The following is a 13,779-nucleotide window of genomic DNA, read 5'->3' as shown; positions in this document are numbered from 1 at the left end:
TCACACGCCGGTTGATCCCGGCGTGCAACACTCACGCGCCGGTTGCCCCCCTCGTGCAGCACAGACACGCTGATTTCGCGGTGACGGCGCGGGGGGAGGTTCCTGTATAAAAACTTCACACCAGCACGCGGCGGCGGGGTAGAGCTTCCCCATCGCCGCGACTGCGTGAAGGAGTGCAGCCATGCCGACCACGATCGAACTGCCCGACCGGATCATCGTCGATCCTGCCATCACCGCGCTGCGACGACAGATCCGCCACTGGCAGCATGTTCAGGACAGGGCCGGGCTGATTGCCTTCATGCTATTTGCCGCAACGTCACTGGTCATCACGCTGGCGCTCTGACACGGGCGGCAGGCGGCCCGACGCCCCCGGCTCAGACCACGCGGTTGACGGGAGACTGGCCGGCGAGGATCGCCTCGATCCCGTCCAGCGCCAGCATGCCCATCGCAAGGCGGGTCTCGCGCGTGGCACTTCCAAGATGGGGCAGCAAGACGACATTCTCGAGGCCGAGATAGATTTCGGGCACGGCGGGTTCGGCAGGAAAGACGTCGAGCCCGGCAGCGCCGAGATGGCCGCTGGCAAGTGAAGCCGCGAGGGCTTCATCGTCGATCGTGGTGCCGCGGCCGGTATTGATCACGATGGCGCCGGGCTTGAGGCGGGCGATGCGCGCGGCGTTCAGCCAGTGCAGCGTCGCGGCACCGCCGGGCAGGTGGATCGACAGCACGTCCGCCGCGGCGAGGAAGTCGGCCTCGTCGGCGATGAAGGCGGCGCCACCCTCCTGCTCCGGCTTCAGGCGGCGGCGGTTGTGATAGACCACGCGCATCGACAGACCCTGCGCCATCCGCGCCAGCGCCTGGCCGATGCGGCCCATGCCGAGGATGCCGAGCGTCTTGCCCTGGAGGCTGGTGCCCAGGAGGTAAGTCGGGGTCCAGCCCGGCCAGGCGCGGGCGCGGACGATGCGCTCGCCCTCGGCGGCGCGGCGGGCGGCGGCGAGCATCAGCGTGAGGGCCAGCTCGGCGGTGGCGAAGGAGAGCACATCCGGCGTGTTGACGACGGCGAGGCCCCTCGCCTTCGCGGCGTCGAGATCGATATGGTCGGTGCCGACGGAGAAGGTGGCGAGGACGCGTAGGCTGGCGGGGATGCGGGCGATCGAAGCTGCATCGAGCCGGTCGGCCGGGGTGATCAGGGCGGCGGCGGCGCCATCAAGCGCGGCGAGGAAGCCAGCGGCGTCGAAAGCGCCGTCCTGCGCGAGGAACCGGGCTTCGAAGCCCTCGGCGGCGCGGGCCTCGACCGGTTCGGGCAGCACGCGGGAGATGGTCAGTCCTGGTTTCATGAGCGGTCCTTGAGTTCGGCCAGCGCGTCCCGCGTGTCGAAATCGCGCAGGACTGCATCGTCGGGCATTTCGACCTCGGCGATCCGGTCGACATGGCGGGCGAGGATGTGGCGCGCGCCGGCATCGCCGGTGAGGGCGGCGATTTCGGGGAAGAAGCTCCGGTCCCAGAGGATCGGGTTGCCACGGCGGCCGCGATGGGTGGGGACAACGATGGCACGGCCCTCATCGGGGTCGTAGGCGGCGATCAGCCGGTCGATCGCGGCTGCATCGACCAACGGCATGTCGCCCAGACAGATCAGTGCCGCCGCCGTGTCCGCCGGCAGAGCGTTGATGCCGGCGGCGAGGCTCGCGGCCATGCCGGAGCCGAAGGCGGCGGCGTGGACGAAGCGGACCGGGCGGCCGGACAGCGCCTCGCGCACCGCATCGTCCTGATGGCCGGTGACGACGAGGACGAGCGCGGCGCGGGCGGCCAGCGCGTGATCGACCGTCGCGGCGACGAGGGCGCGGCCATCCTGCAGGCAGGCGAGGAGCTTGTTCTGCGGGGCGGCGCGGGAGGAGCGTCCGGCGGCCAGCACAATGACGGCGATTTTCGGCGCGGTGCGGCGGGCGGCACGCGGCACGCGGGGTTCGGGGCGGGGGGCGAAATCCTTGAGCAGGCCGCCGATACCCATCGAGGCGATCAGCGCATCGTCGAGCGGTTCGCCGGCGAAAACGCGGTCGAGCACGAAATCGATGCCGTTGAGCCGGGGGCTGCGGGCGCAGCCGGGCAGGACGATGGCGGGCACCGCACCAATGCGGCCGAAGCAGAGCAGGTTGCCGGGATCGACCGGCATGCCGAAGCGGTCGATCCGGCCACCGGCCTCGGTAATGGCGGCGGGGGCGACATCGGCGCGGTCGGTCACGGCGGAGGCGCCGGCGATCAGCACGAGATCGGCCCCCTGGGCGAGAAGCGCGTCGATCGCGGCGCGGATCGGCGCGGTTTCGTGCGGGGTCTCGATCGGATCGAGCAGGGCACCGCCGCGGGCGGCGACGCGCTGGCGGGTGGCCTCGATCGTGTTGCGGATCGCCGCGTCCTTCAGCTGCGGCAGGCGGGAGAGGACGAGGCCGGTGCGCAACGGCCGGAACGCCTCGATCCGCAGCGGCGCGCCCGCGCCGAGCAGGGAGGCGGCGTGCGCCATCACCGCGCCGGGGACGGCGAAGGGGACGATCTTGAGGGTTGCCAGCATGTCGCCGGGGGCAACGGGGGTGGCATCTGGCAGGGTGCCGAGGGCGATCGCCTCGTCGAGCCCGTTGAGGGCGGCGATGGCGGCGGCATCGAGGCGGAACAGGCCGTGGGCTTCGGCGAAGACGTTGACGCGGCCATGCACCGGGGCGGCGACGCGCAGACCGGGACCGGCGAAATGGGCGCCGAGGCGGCGGGCGGCGTCCTCCTCCGGCACGTCGCCCGGTTCGAGCCGGGCGACGGTGACCTCGGCATGGCCGGCGGCGCGCAGGGCGGCGATCAGAGCGTCATCCAGCACCGCCCCCTTGTGGATCACGCGGTCGCGCGTCTTGAGGCTATGGGCGAGGATGGCGCCGGCAAGATCGGCCGCAAGCGGGGCGGCGCCGAAGATCATGGCGCGGCGAGGCGACCGCGGCGGGCGGCGACGATTTCGGCGATGATCGACAGGGCAATTTCGGGCGCGGTGACGGCGCCGATATCGAGGCCGACCGGGGCGCGGATGCGGGCGAGCGCGGCATCATCCACCCCGGCGGCGCGCAGGCGATCGAGCCTTGCGGCGTGGGTTTTCCGCGAGCCGAGCGCGCCGACATAGAACGGATCGGCGGCCAGCGCCCGGCGCAGCGCCGGATCGTCGAGCTTGGGGTCGTGCGTGAGGGTGACGACGGCGGTGCGGGAATCGAGGCCGAGGCTGTCCAGCGCCTCGTCAGGCCAGTCGGTCGCGATGGCGACGCCGGGGAAGCGATCCGCGGTGGCGAAGGCGCGGCGGGGATCGACCACGGTGACGGCGAAGCCGGACGCCAGCGCGAAGGGCACCAGCGCCTGGGCGATATGCACCGCGCCGACGACGAGCAGCCGGGGGGACGGGTTGCGCGACTCGATGAACCAGGCGTCGTCGCCGAACGTGACGGTGCCGCTCCGGTCGGCGGCAAGCATGGCGGCGGCCTCGGCGGCGAGTGCGGCTGGCGCGGCCTCGTCCGGCAGGATGAAGGCCGCGCCAGTGGCGAGGTTGGTCGCGAAGGCGACCGGGCGACGGGTGGCGGTGGCTTCGCGCAGGGCGGCGAGATGGGCGGCCTTCACGAGAGCTTTTCCACGAAAACCGAGACCTTGCCGCCGCAGGCGAGGCCGACTTCCCAGGCGCGTTCGTCAGTAACGCCGTAATCGAGGCGCTGCGGCGTGCCGGTTTCGATGCTGCGCTGGGCAGCCTCGGCCACCGCGCCCTCGATGCAGCCGCCGGAGACCGAGCCCGCGATGCGGCCGGAGGCGGTGACCGCCATGCGGCTGCCGACGCGGCGCGGCGAACTGCCCCAGGTGCTGGTGACGGTGGCGATGGCCACCTGTTCGCCTTCCGCGTGCCAGGCAGCGGCGATTCCGAGAATGTCCTCGGCGTCGGATGCGGTGTCGCTCATTGGCGGGTCTCCCACAGGGCGGCGGCCTGCAGTCGCGGCGGCGCCTCGCCCGACAGGGCTTGGACCAGACTGCGCAGGCTGGCCAGGTTATGCACCGGGCGGAACTCGTCGACATAGGGCAGCATCGCCCGGGCTCCTTGCGATTTCGGCGCGAAGCCATCGTAGCGCAAGAGCGGATTGAGCCAGATCAGCCGGCGCGAGGAGCGGTGCAGCCGCGCCATGTTGTCGGCGAGGCCGACCGCACCCTCGCGGTCCAGCCCGTCGGTGACGAGAAGGACGACGGCGCCTTGCGCCAGCACGCGGCGGGCCCAGAGCCGGTTGAACTGGCCGAGCGCCTCGCCGATGCGGGTGCCGCCCGACCAGTCCGGCACCGCGCCGGCGACCTGCTCGAACGCCTCTTCCGGGTCACGCCGGGCGAGCTGGCGAGAGATGTTGGTCAGTCTTGTGCCGAAGAGGAAGGTGGTCACGCGGTCGCGCTCGTTGGCGATGGCGTGGAGGAAATGCAGCAGGATCTGCGCGTAGCGGGCCATCGAGCCGGAAATGTCGCACAGGACGACGAGCGGCGGCGGACGGGTGAGCGGCACGCGGCGAGCGATGTCGAACACCTCGCCGGAATGGCGCATCGAATCGCGCAGGGTGCGCTTGAGATCGACCCGGCTGCCGCGGGCGGCGAGGCGGAAGCGGCGGGTGCGCCGTTCGTCGAGCGGGAGGGTGAGGCGGGCGATCTCGGCCTTGGCGGCGGCGATTTCCTCGGCACTCATCGCTTCGAAATCGAGGGATTCGAGGCGTTCCTGGCTTGAGGCGGAAAGCAGCGCGTCGACCTCGCGGCGTTCGTCGGGGCGGGGTTCCTGCTCGCGCGACCTGGCCGCCTGCATCGCCTCGGCCAGACGGCGGGCGCCGGCGGCGGCCTTTTCCTCACGCGGGGCGCGGCCATCCATCGCTGCCAGCATCTGGGCGAATTTGGCGGCGTCGGGGTTGCGCCAGAAGACCGAGAAGGCCTGATCGAACAGCAGCGCGTGCTCGTGCCGGCGCAGCATCACCGCCTGCAGCGCCGCGCGCATCACCCGCCGGTCGGTGATGTCGACATGGGTAAGCGCCTCGGCGGCGGCGATGACCTCGCCGGGGCCGACGGGCAGGCCGGCGCGCCGGAGCAGGCGGGCAAAGTGCATCACGTTCGGCGCGAGCCGGCCCGTATCGGAGGCACTCATGCCGCCTGGATCGCCTCCCCGGTAAGGCGGGCGGCGGTCTCGCCACGGATTTTGGCGATGTCGTCCTGGTATTTCAGCAGGGCGCCGAGCGTGTCCTCGACTGCGGCGGGGGCAAGTTCGACCTCGTCCAGCGCGGCAAGGGCGGAGGCCCAGTCGATGGTTTCGGCGACGCCGGGGAGCTTGAAGATGTCGGTCGAACGGATACGCTGGACGAACTCGACCACCTGCGCGGAGAGCTTCGCCGGCACGCCCGGGGCGCGAGCCGCGAGGATGGCGCGCTCGCGGGCGGCATCGGGGTAGTCCACCCACTGGTAGAGGCAGCGACGACGGATCGCGTCGTGCACCTCGCGGGTGCGGTTGGAGGTGATGACGACGACGGGCCGGGTGGAGGCGGCGATGGTGCCAAGCTCGGGGATGGTGATCTGGAAATCACCCAGCAATTCGAGGAGGAAGGCCTCGAAGGGCTCATCCGCGCGGTCAAGCTCGTCGATCAGCAGGACGGCGGGCGGCAGGCCTGGATCGATTGCCGAGAGCAGCGGCCGGCGGAGCAGGAATTCTGCGGAATAGAGCGTCTCGCGCAGGGCTGCGCGGCTGGCGCCGCCAGATTCGGCGAGGCGGATTTCCATCAACTGGCGGGCGTGATCCCACTCATAGGCGGCAGCGGCGAGATCAAGCCCGTCATAGCATTGCAGGCGGACGAGGCGCCGGCCGAGCTGCTCGGCCAGCACCTTGGCGATCTCGGTCTTGCCGGTGCCGGGCTCGCCCTCGAGGAAGAGCGGGCGGCCCATGGCCAAGGCGAGATGGACGCTGGTAGCCAGCGCCCGGTCGGCCACATAATTACCGCGGGCGAGCAGTTCGGCGGTTTCGGCGACGTTGCGCGGGAGGTTTGATCCGGTCATCCGATGTACTTGGAGAGGACCAGCGCCACGACAACCGCCGAAATGATGATCGGCACCCAGATCCCAAGCGGCAGGCCGGCGATGACCGGGTTGCTGCGATCCTCGCCATGGGCGGGGTGGGCGTGATCGTGGGCGTGGTCGGCCATGCTGGCGATCTCCTTGGTCGGGGTCGGTGCGGGGGCCGGGACGGCTTCCGGCGCGGGGGCGACTTTTTCGGAAAATTTGGTGAAGAAGGATTCAGCGTAGGATTTCGCCACCGAATCGATGAGGCGGGCGCCGAGCTGCGCCATCTTGCCACCGATCTGGGCGGAGACCTGGTAGGTCAGCTTCGTGCCGCCCTCGGCATCGGCAAGCTGGACCTTCGCCCCGCCCTTGGCGAAGCCGGCAACACCACCCTGCCCTTCGCCGGAAATCGTGTAGGCGTTCGGCGGATCGAGATCGGCCAGTGTCACCTTGCCATTGAACCGGGCGGAAATCGGGCCAATCTTGGCAGCAACCGTCGCGGTCATCTCGGTATCGGAGAGCTTATCAATGGATTCGCAGCCCTGTATGCACGCCTTGAGGACATCGGGGTCGTTCAGCGCTTCCCATACCGCTTCGCGCGGCGCGGCGATCAGCCGTTCTCCCGACATTTCCATGGGGCCTGCTCTCCTTCGTGACCGTGTTCCGTTTCAGCATCTTTAGTTTGAGGGCGCCGCGCGCGCAAATCCGCCCTGCCCTGCACCGCTTCGTCTTGAAAGGCAGCAGGCGATGCCCCCGCAGGTAAGCGGGCTTGCGGCGCTCGCGCCGTTCTTCGGCACGCTGGCGAGTTTTGCCCTGCTGCCGGGGCTCGCACCGCGTCTGTGGCACCGGCACATGGTGCGGATCAGCCTGTTCTGGGTGGCGCTCGGTTTTGTGATCGGGGCGGCTTCGGCCGGGCCGGCGGCGGCGGCTTCGCAGCTGTGGCATTCGGGGCTGGTGGATTTCCTGCCCTTCATCGCAGTGCTGATGGCGCTCTACACGCTGGGCGGCGGGGTGCTGATCGCCGGCGGGCCGTGGGGGCGGCCGGGCGGCAACCTGCTGCTGCTGGCGGTGGGCACGCTGCTCGCCTCAGCAATGGGGACGATCGCGGCCTCGCTGCTGCTGATCCATCCGTTGCTGGCGGCGAACGCGGCGCGGCGCGAGGTGAGGCATCTGGTGCTGGCGTTCATCATCGTCGTCGCCAATGCCGGGGGGGCGCTGACACCGCTCGGCGATCCGCCACTGCTGATCGGCTTCCTGCGCGGGGTGCCGTTCTTCTGGCCGCTGTTCAACCTTGCCGGGCCGATGCTGGTGGTGGTGGTGCCGGTGCTGGCCCTCGCATTCGCGGCCGATTGGTGGCTGGCGCGGCGCGAGCCGGTGCGGCAGGCCGAGCGGCTCAGGGTGCGGGGCGGCGGCAATCTCGCGATGCTCGCCGCCTTCATCGCGGTGCTGACGCTGGCCGGGATCAAACCCGGGCCGGAGGTCGCGATCGGGCCGGCATCGCTGCCGGCGGGGCAGATCGCGATCACGCTGACGGCAATCATTTTCGTCGCGATTTCCGAACGGGTGACACCGCGGGCGATCCGCGCGCGCAACCAGTTCGCCTGGGAGCCGATGCGCGAGATCGCCATCCTGTTCTTCGCGATCTTCGCGACGATTCCGCCAGTGCTGCGCACGGTCGCGGCGGCGGGGCTGCCGCAATCGGCGGGTTTGTGGTTCTGGGCCTCTGGCCTGTCCTCGGCGTTTCTCGACAGCGCGCCAACCTATCTGATGTTCTTCGAGGCGGCGGGGGGGAATGCGGCGCGGCTGGTCGCCCCGCCGGCGACGCTGCTGACGAGCTTCGCCGCCGGCTCGGTGTTGTTCGGCGCGCTGACCTATCTCGGCAACGCGCCGAATTTGATGATTCGTGCGATCGCGGCGCGGCGGGGTGTGCGGATGCCGGGCTTCATCGGCTACATGCTGGCGGCCTCCGCCGTGCTGCTGCCGCTGTTCGCTCTGGCGACGCTTGTATTCTTCGCCGGCTGACGCCGGGCGCTGATGTTTTCCGCCGGCTAACGCCGGGCGGGGGACTCAGCGCCGCAGGGCGGCAGCGGCGGCAGCGCGTGCGGAGATGGCCCGCCAGTCCCCGGCGCGGAGCAGATCGGCCGGGGTGAGCCATGAGCCGCCGACGCAGATCACGTTGGCCAGTGCGAGATAGTCGGGCGCTGAGGCCGGGGTGATGCCGCCGGTCGGGCAGAAGGTGACCTCGTGGATCGGCGCGCCGATCGCCTTGAGCATCGGGATGCCGCCAGCCTGCTCGGCGGGAAAGAATTTCTGGTAGCGGAAGCCGGCCTCGAGCAGATGCAGCACTTCGGTCGGGGTTGCAGCACCGGGGAGGAAGGGCACGCGGCTCGCCGCCGCCGCGGCGTGAACGGCTGGGCTGGAGCCGGGCGAGACGACGAATTTGGCACCGGCTTCCACGACCTCGCGATATTGCGACGGGGTGAGCACGGTACCGGCGCCGACGACCATTTCGGGGACCGCTGCGGCCATCGCCGCGATCGCCTCCATCGCTGCCTTCGTGCGCAGCGTGACCTCGACGACGCCGACGCCGCCCTCGATCAGGGCGCGGGCGAGCGGGACGGCGTCGGAAGCGCTGTCGATGGTCAGGACCGGGATGACCGGCGAGACAGCGAGCAGGGCGTCGAGCCCGTCCTGGCGGTTCATGCGAAGACGCTCGCGCCGAGATCGGCCCCGGCGACGGCGGCGCGGAAGGCGCCGAACAGGTCGCGGCCGATGCCGTGGTGATGCGCCGAGAGATCGACCTCCGGGAGCGGCCGCGCCGCGAATTCCGCCTGATCCACCTGAACCTCCAATATGCCGGCCTCGCAGTCGAGCCTGATCATGTCGCCATCCCTCACCTTCGCCAGCGCGCCGCCGCAGGCGCATTCCGGCGTCACATGGATCGCCGAGGGCACCTTGCCGGAGGCGCCGGACATCCGCCCGTCGGTGACGAGGCCGACCTTGAAGCCGAGATCCTGCAACACGCCGAGGGGGGGTGTGAGCTTGTGCAATTCGGGCATCCCGTTCGCCTGCGGGCCCTGATGGGTGACGATGGCGACGAAATCGCGGTGCAGCTCGCCGGCCTTGAACGCCTCCTGCATCGCTTCCTGGCTGCGGAAGACGCGGGCCGGGGCGATGACGACGCGGTGCTCGGGCTTGACGGCGGAGATTTTGGTGACCGCCTGGCCGAGATTGCCGTGCATGATGCGCAGGCCGCCATCCTTGCTGAAGGGCTCGGCCGCGTCGCGCAGGATGTCGCGGTTGAGGCTTGCGGCCGGGGCGGGTTTCCAGCGCAGGATTTTTTCCTCCAGCACCGGCTGGTCGCGATAGGCCTGCAATCCGTCCGGGCTCCAGACGGTGCGGGCATCGCCGTGCAGCAGGCCGGCATCGAGCAGGGCGCCGATCAGCACCGGCATGCCGCCGGCTTCCTGGAAATGGTTCACGTCGGCACTGCCATTGGGATAGATGCGGGTGAGCAGCGGGATGTGTTCGGAAAGATCGGAAAAATCCTGCCAGGTGATGGCGATGCCGGCGGCGCGGGCCATGGCGACAAGGTGGATGGTGTGGTTGGTCGAGCCGCCGGTGGCGAGCAGGCCAATCATGCCGTTCACCACCGTCCGCTCGTCGACCATCTGGCCGACCGGGGTGAATTCGTTGCCGCGGGCGGTGATTTCGAGGATGCGCTTCGCAGCCGCACCGGTCAGCGCGTCGCGCAGGTCGGTGCCGGGGTTGACGAAGGAGGCGCCGGGCAGATGCAGGCCCATGATCTCCATCAGCATCTGGTTGGAGTTCGCGGTGCCGTAGAAAGTGCAGGTGCCGGGGCTGTGATAGGCGCCGATTTCGGATTCGAGCAGTTCCTCGCGGCCGACCTTGCCCTCGGCGTAGAGCTGGCGGACGTGGGATTTCTCGGTGTTGGAAATGCCCGATGGCATCGGCCCGGCGGGGACGAAGATCGACGGCAGGTGGCCGAAGGACAGGGCAGCGATCACGAGGCCGGGGACGATCTTGTCGCAGACGCCGAGCAGCAGCGCGCCATCGAACACGTCGTGCGAGAGGGCGATGGCGGTGGCCATGGCGATGACGTCGCGCGAGAAGAGCGAGAGCTCCATCCCTTCCCGCCCCTGGGTGACGCCGTCGCACATCGCCGGCACACCGCCGGCGACCTGGGCGATGCCGCCGGCCTCGCGCACCGCGTGCTTGATGAGGTCGGGGAACCGGCCGAAGGGCTGATGCGCCGAGAGCATGTCGTTATAGGAGGTGACGATGCCGATATTCGGCTTGTCGTCGCGCTTGAGGTCGTCCTGCTCGGCCTTGGCGCAGCCGGCCAGGGCGTGGGCGAGATTGGCGCAGCCGACCGCGCTGCGGTGCACGCCGCGCGAAATCATCGCTTCGGTGCGGGCGAGATAGGTCGCACGCCCGGCCTCGCTGCGCGCCCTGATCCGGTCGGTGACCCGTGCGATCGCATCCTGAACCATGTCTTTGCTCCTCGCAATACGCGCGCTCCTTGCGGAGGCGTATCAGTCGCCGGCGCCGTAGCCGGCCTGTTCGTCGAACCAGGTGCGGCCGTCGCGGACGATCATCGCCACCGCCTCGGACGGGCCCCAGGTGCCGGCGGTGTAGAGCTTGGGACGATCGCCGGCGAAATTCCAGGCATCCAGGATGGATTCGGTCCATTCCCAGGCGGCCTCGACCTCGTCGCGCCGCATGAACAATGTGGCGTTGCCGCGCACCACATCCATCAGCAGGCGCTCATAGGCATCGGGCATGTGATTGTTCTTGAAGGTTTCGGCGAAGCTCAGATTGAGCGGGGCATTGCGCAGGCGCAGCCCGCCGGGGCCGGGTTCCTTCGTCCAAAGATGCAGGCGGATATGCTCGTCGGGCTGCACGCGGATGACGAGGCGGTTCGGCATCGCGCGGTCCGAGCCAGTGGGGAAGATCCAGTAGGGCACCGGCTTGAACTGGATGACGATTTCGGAAACCTTCTCGGGCATCCGCTTGCCGGTGCGAAGGTAGAACGGCACGCCAGCCCAGCGCCAGTTGCGGACCTCGACCTTGAGGGCGGCGAAGGTTTCGGTGGTGGAGCCGCGGGCGATGTCGTTTTCCTCGGCATAGGATTTCACCGGGCCGCCCTTGATCGCGCCGGCGCGATACTGGCCGCGGACGGTTTTCGTTGCGATATCGTCACGGGAAATCGGGGCGAGGGATTTCAGCACCTTGATCTTTTCGTCGCGCACTTCCTCGCGGTCGAGCGTGGCGGGCGGTTCCATCGCCACGAGGCAGAGCAGCTGCATCAGGTGGTTCTGGATCATGTCGCGCAACGCGCCGGTATGATCGTAATAGCCGCCGCGATCCTCGACGCCGACGGTCTCGGCGACGGTGATCTGCACATGGTCGATCCCGTCATGGTTCCAGACCGGCTCGAACAGCGAGTTGGCGAAGCGCAGCACCAGCAGGTTCTGCACCGTTTCCTTGCCGAGATAGTGATCGATGCGGAAGATGTTGCGTTCCTCGAACACCGCGCCGACACGGTCGTTGATGGCGCGGGCGGAGGCGAGGTCGTGGCCGATCGGCTTTTCCAGCACGATGCGGGTTTCGGGCGTTTGCAGCCCGTGGGCATGGATGTTGTCGGCGATCGGGCCGTAGAGCTCGGGGGCGGTGGCAAGGTAGAAGACGCGGATCTGGCGCGGCGCATCCCCGAGCAGGGCGGCGAGTTCGGGCCAGCCGCGCGCGGCCTTGGCATCGACCGAGACATAATGCAGCCGGGCGAGAAAGCGGGCGAGGACCGCCTGGTCGAGCTTGTCGGCGATGAATTCGCGCAGGCTCGCCTCGACCAGGTCGCGGAATCCCGCGGCGGACAGTTCGGTGCGGGCGGAGCCGACGATGCGCGAGGAATCCGGCAGCTGGCCGTCGAGATCCCGGAGGTAGAGCGCGGGCAACAGCTTGCGGCGAGCGAGGTCGCCAGTGCCGCCGAACACAACGTAGTCGAACGGGTCAATGATGGGCTGGGAAAAATTCATGGGTCAAAATAATTCCTTGTTGCCGCCATCCGGTATAGGCCGGGCCGCCGGGCACTTCAACACCGGCGACCCGCGCGCGTTCAGTTCATGCAGTTGCCGCCATCGACGTTCAGCGTCTGGGCGATGATGTATTCCGCCTCGTCGGAAGCGAGGAAGATGGCGGCGCCGACGAGATCGTCCGGCCGGCCCATCCTGCCATAGGGCACGGCGAGGCCGACCTGGCGCTTCTTCTCGCCGATCGAAAGGTTTTCGTAGTGAGCGAACAGCGCATCGACCTGCTGCCACATCGGCGTATCGACCACGCCGGGGGAGATGGCGTTGACGCGGATGCCGTGGCGGATCAGGTCGAGCCCGGCGGACTGGGTGAGGCTGATCACCGAAGCCTTGGTGGCGCAGTAGACGCCGACCAGCGCCTCGCCGCGGCGGCCGGCCTGCGAGGCCATGTTGATGATCCGCCCGCGCCGGCCATTGGCAATCATCTGCCGCGCCACCGCTTGCAGGGTGAAGAGCAGGCCCTTGACGTTGACGGCGAAGAGGAGGTCGTAGCTCGCCTCGGTGATGTCGGCGATCGGCGCGAGGTCGAACACGGCGGCGTTGTTCACCAGGATGTCGAGCCCGCCGCGCGCGGCGGTGAAATCGGCGAAGGCGGCGATCGAGTCCATCTCCGCCACATCGAGCGCGCAGGCATGCGCCTGCGGCCCGAGTTCGCGCGCTATGGCTTCCGCCGCCTCGCGCGAGCGGTCGGCGATGCAAACCCTCGCCCCCTCGGCGATGTAGCCGGCGGCCATCGCCCGGCCGATCCCCCCTGCCCCGCCGGTGATGGCGGCGTATTTGCCCTGCAGGCGCCCGCTCATCGCCGCCTCACCAGACCGTGTAGCCGCCATCGGCGAGGACGATCGAGCCGGTCATCAGGCTCGACGCATCGGAGGCGAGGAAGAGCACCACCGAGGCGATTTCGTGCGGCTGGCCAACGCGGTGCATCGGCGTCATGTCGAGCCAGATGCGGTTGAGCTCGGGATCTTCCATGCCGAAGCGGGTCAGCGGCGTGTCGATATAGGTGGGGGCGACGGCGTTGACACGCACACCGCGATCGGCCCATTCGCCGGCGAGCGAGCGAGTGAGGTGATGCACCGCGGCTTTCGAGGCGTTGTAGAAGGACTGCTTCTGCGGCTTGTTCGAGATGAAGCCGGACATCGAGCCGGTGTTGACGATGACGCCGCGCTGGCGGGCGAGCATCGCGCGGCCGAAGGCGCGGGCGCACCAGAACACGCCGTTGAGATTGACGTTGATGACGTCGAGCCAGTGCTCGTCGGTCACGTCCTCGGCGGCGACGCCCGAGCGGGCGATGCCGGCATTGTTCACCAGGATGTCGATCGCGCCGAGCCTCGCGTTAAGCGCGTCGGCCGCCGCGTTCACCGCTTCGGGATCGGTGACGTCGAGCACAACGGATTCGGCGGTATGGCCGAGCTTCGCGAGTTCGGCCTTGCCCTCCTCGCAGACATTGGCATCGCGATCGGCGATGATCACATGCGCGCCGGCTTCGGCCAGAGCGGTCGAACAGGCGAGGCCGATCGCGCGGCCGCCGCCGGTGACGACCGCGTTGCGCCCCTTGAGGTCATATTTCTCGAGATACATGTCCGCTCCTTGTGTT

The 13,779-nt window shown here is 69.3% G+C and carries 14 protein-coding genes; 2 read left to right on the top strand and 12 right to left on the bottom strand.

Annotated elements, in window-relative coordinates:
* Positions 1-181: 181 nt before the first annotated feature.
* Positions 182-343: a hypothetical protein gene (locus B7Z76_RS04720; RefSeq protein WP_174502487.1), complete on the top strand. Its 162-nt coding sequence runs from the start codon at positions 182-184 to the stop codon at positions 341-343.
* 31 nt (positions 344-374) lie between these two features.
* Here B7Z76_RS04720 and B7Z76_RS04715 read toward each other — a convergent pair whose 3' ends face one another.
* From B7Z76_RS04715 to B7Z76_RS04685, 7 genes are read right to left on the bottom strand one after another with little or no spacing between them, the layout of a single operon-like run.
* Positions 375-1,334, bottom strand: coding sequence for a D-glycerate dehydrogenase (locus B7Z76_RS04715; RefSeq protein WP_174502488.1), 960 nt, complete (start codon positions 1,332-1,334; stop codon positions 375-377).
* A complete protein-coding gene (locus B7Z76_RS04710) occupies positions 1,331-2,950 on the bottom strand; it encodes a molybdopterin-binding/glycosyltransferase family 2 protein (RefSeq protein ID WP_291342447.1) in 1,620 nt (539 codons plus the stop codon). The genes B7Z76_RS04715 and B7Z76_RS04710 overlap by 4 nt, the downstream gene beginning before the upstream one ends.
* Positions 2,947-3,633 carry an XdhC family protein gene (locus B7Z76_RS04705; RefSeq protein ID WP_291342445.1) on the bottom strand — a complete coding sequence of 229 codons (687 nt, stop codon included), beginning with the start codon at positions 3,631-3,633 and terminating at the stop codon, positions 2,947-2,949. Before B7Z76_RS04705 ends, B7Z76_RS04710 begins: the two co-directional genes overlap by 4 nt.
* Positions 3,630-3,962, bottom strand: a complete 333-nt coding sequence (locus B7Z76_RS04700; protein ID WP_174502491.1) for an XdhC family protein — start codon at positions 3,960-3,962, stop codon at positions 3,630-3,632. Before B7Z76_RS04700 ends, B7Z76_RS04705 begins: the two co-directional genes overlap by 4 nt.
* The gene (locus tag B7Z76_RS04695) at positions 3,959-5,170 is read right to left on the bottom strand and encodes a VWA domain-containing protein (RefSeq protein ID WP_174502492.1); all 1,212 of its coding nucleotides are present in this window, start codon (positions 5,168-5,170) and stop codon (positions 3,959-3,961) included. Before B7Z76_RS04695 ends, B7Z76_RS04700 begins: the two co-directional genes overlap by 4 nt.
* Positions 5,167-6,069: a MoxR family ATPase gene (locus tag B7Z76_RS04690; RefSeq protein WP_174502493.1), complete on the bottom strand. Its 903-nt coding sequence runs from the start codon at positions 6,067-6,069 to the stop codon at positions 5,167-5,169. Before B7Z76_RS04690 ends, B7Z76_RS04695 begins: the two co-directional genes overlap by 4 nt.
* Positions 6,066-6,707 carry a carbon monoxide dehydrogenase subunit G gene (locus tag B7Z76_RS04685; protein ID WP_174502494.1) on the bottom strand — a complete coding sequence of 214 codons (642 nt, stop codon included), beginning with the start codon at positions 6,705-6,707 and terminating at the stop codon, positions 6,066-6,068. Before B7Z76_RS04685 ends, B7Z76_RS04690 begins: the two co-directional genes overlap by 4 nt.
* Before the next feature lie 112 nt (positions 6,708-6,819).
* Between B7Z76_RS04685 and B7Z76_RS04680 the strand changes: the two genes are divergently transcribed.
* On the top strand, positions 6,820-8,094 hold the full coding sequence (locus B7Z76_RS04680) for a sodium:proton antiporter (RefSeq protein WP_174502495.1): 1,275 nt from the start codon (positions 6,820-6,822) through the stop codon (positions 8,092-8,094).
* A gap of 45 nt (positions 8,095-8,139) precedes the next feature.
* Here the strand turns inward: B7Z76_RS04680 and eda are convergent, their stop codons facing one another.
* The 5 genes from eda to B7Z76_RS04655 all read right to left on the bottom strand — a co-directional run bounded on the left by eda (position 8,140) and on the right by B7Z76_RS04655 (position 13,763).
* Positions 8,140-8,775, bottom strand: coding sequence for a bifunctional 4-hydroxy-2-oxoglutarate aldolase/2-dehydro-3-deoxy-phosphogluconate aldolase (gene eda, locus B7Z76_RS04675; RefSeq protein WP_291342442.1), 636 nt, complete (start codon positions 8,773-8,775; stop codon positions 8,140-8,142).
* Complete coding sequence (gene edd, locus B7Z76_RS04670) at positions 8,772-10,586, bottom strand: phosphogluconate dehydratase (protein WP_174502497.1); 1,815 nt, start codon at positions 10,584-10,586, stop codon at positions 8,772-8,774. The genes eda and edd overlap by 4 nt, the downstream gene beginning before the upstream one ends.
* A 42-nt stretch (positions 10,587-10,628) precedes the next feature.
* On the bottom strand, positions 10,629-12,128 hold the full coding sequence (zwf, locus tag B7Z76_RS04665) for a glucose-6-phosphate dehydrogenase (protein ID WP_291342440.1): 1,500 nt from the start codon (positions 12,126-12,128) through the stop codon (positions 10,629-10,631).
* Between the two features lie 80 nt (positions 12,129-12,208).
* Positions 12,209-12,982 (bottom strand): L-iditol 2-dehydrogenase, encoded by a 774-nt coding sequence (locus B7Z76_RS04660; protein WP_174502499.1) that lies wholly within the window; start codon positions 12,980-12,982, stop codon positions 12,209-12,211.
* A gap of 7 nt (positions 12,983-12,989) precedes the next feature.
* Positions 12,990-13,763 (bottom strand): SDR family NAD(P)-dependent oxidoreductase, encoded by a 774-nt coding sequence (locus B7Z76_RS04655; RefSeq protein ID WP_174502500.1) that lies wholly within the window; start codon positions 13,761-13,763, stop codon positions 12,990-12,992.
* Positions 13,764-13,779 lie beyond the last annotated feature (16 nt).

The sequence above is a fragment of the Acidiphilium sp. 20-67-58 genome (genome assembly GCF_002255515.1).
GTDB lineage: Bacteria > Pseudomonadota > Alphaproteobacteria > Acetobacterales > Acetobacteraceae > Acidiphilium.
Note: the sequence above shows the minus strand (reverse complement) of the source record. Positions and strands in the feature narration are given on the sequence as shown.

What these genes read in the sequence shown, in the direction of transcription:
- zwf (WP_291342440.1), bottom strand. Translation starts at nt 12,128, where the DNA reads ATGAATTTTTCCCAGCCCATCATTGACCCGTTCGACTACGTTGTGTTC.
- eda (WP_291342442.1), bottom strand. Translation starts at nt 8,775, where the DNA reads ATGAACCGCCAGGACGGGCTCGACGCCCTGCTCGCTGTCTCGCCGGTC.
- B7Z76_RS04720 (WP_174502487.1), top strand. Translation starts at nt 182, where the DNA reads ATGCCGACCACGATCGAACTGCCCGACCGGATCATCGTCGATCCTGCC.
- B7Z76_RS04680 (WP_174502495.1), top strand. Translation starts at nt 6,820, where the DNA reads ATGCCCCCGCAGGTAAGCGGGCTTGCGGCGCTCGCGCCGTTCTTCGGC.
- B7Z76_RS04685 (WP_174502494.1), bottom strand. Translation starts at nt 6,707, where the DNA reads ATGGAAATGTCGGGAGAACGGCTGATCGCCGCGCCGCGCGAAGCGGTA.
- B7Z76_RS04690 (WP_174502493.1), bottom strand. Translation starts at nt 6,069, where the DNA reads ATGACCGGATCAAACCTCCCGCGCAACGTCGCCGAAACCGCCGAACTG.
- edd (WP_174502497.1), bottom strand. Translation starts at nt 10,586, where the DNA reads ATGGTTCAGGATGCGATCGCACGGGTCACCGACCGGATCAGGGCGCGC.
- B7Z76_RS04710 (WP_291342447.1), bottom strand. Translation starts at nt 2,950, where the DNA reads ATGATCTTCGGCGCCGCCCCGCTTGCGGCCGATCTTGCCGGCGCCATC.
- B7Z76_RS04655 (WP_174502500.1), bottom strand. Translation starts at nt 13,763, where the DNA reads ATGTATCTCGAGAAATATGACCTCAAGGGGCGCAACGCGGTCGTCACC.
- B7Z76_RS04700 (WP_174502491.1), bottom strand. Translation starts at nt 3,962, where the DNA reads ATGAGCGACACCGCATCCGACGCCGAGGACATTCTCGGAATCGCCGCT.
- B7Z76_RS04715 (WP_174502488.1), bottom strand. Translation starts at nt 1,334, where the DNA reads ATGAAACCAGGACTGACCATCTCCCGCGTGCTGCCCGAACCGGTCGAG.
- B7Z76_RS04695 (WP_174502492.1), bottom strand. Translation starts at nt 5,170, where the DNA reads ATGAGTGCCTCCGATACGGGCCGGCTCGCGCCGAACGTGATGCACTTT.
- B7Z76_RS04660 (WP_174502499.1), bottom strand. Translation starts at nt 12,982, where the DNA reads ATGAGCGGGCGCCTGCAGGGCAAATACGCCGCCATCACCGGCGGGGCA.